1 protein-coding gene is annotated in these 346 nt (G+C 43.4%); it reads right to left on the bottom strand.

Annotated features, from left to right (window positions below; translation table 11 throughout):
* Positions 1-73: 73 nt before the first annotated feature.
* Positions 74-223: a hypothetical protein gene (locus AAC854_RS23360; protein ID WP_340619166.1), complete on the bottom strand. Its 150-nt coding sequence runs from the start codon at positions 221-223 to the stop codon at positions 74-76.
* Positions 224-346 lie beyond the last annotated feature (123 nt).

The following is a 346-nucleotide window of genomic DNA, read 5'->3' as shown; positions in this document are numbered from 1 at the left end:
AGACATTTTTTCATTTTACTCTCCGCTTGTAACATTATTATCAAAAGATGGATAAGCCTAACAACCTTATCTTTCACAACAATACGCGAACAATATTTAACAATCCGTCAATATCTGAAACTAAAGTCAATATTCCCGTGTCCATTCCCTGAGTGGCTACAGGAATAACCCATGCTGCCACCTCGTTCCTGCCGCGTACCCAACGCACACGGGCTGGCGGCATTTTTATTTTCACCGCGCATTCACAGCGCCATTCTTTAAACGTCGAATCCAATCACTTTGATATGAGCCTTCGAGGAAGTCAGTTATAGCTGGCGAGCTTCGACGGGCTGATTTTCTATGTGAA

The organism is Xenorhabdus entomophaga (assembly GCF_037996725.1).
GTDB lineage: Bacteria > Pseudomonadota > Gammaproteobacteria > Enterobacterales > Enterobacteriaceae > Xenorhabdus > Xenorhabdus khoisanae.
The sequence above is the reverse complement of the archived record's forward strand: the minus strand, read 5'-3'. Positions and strand labels throughout refer to the sequence as shown.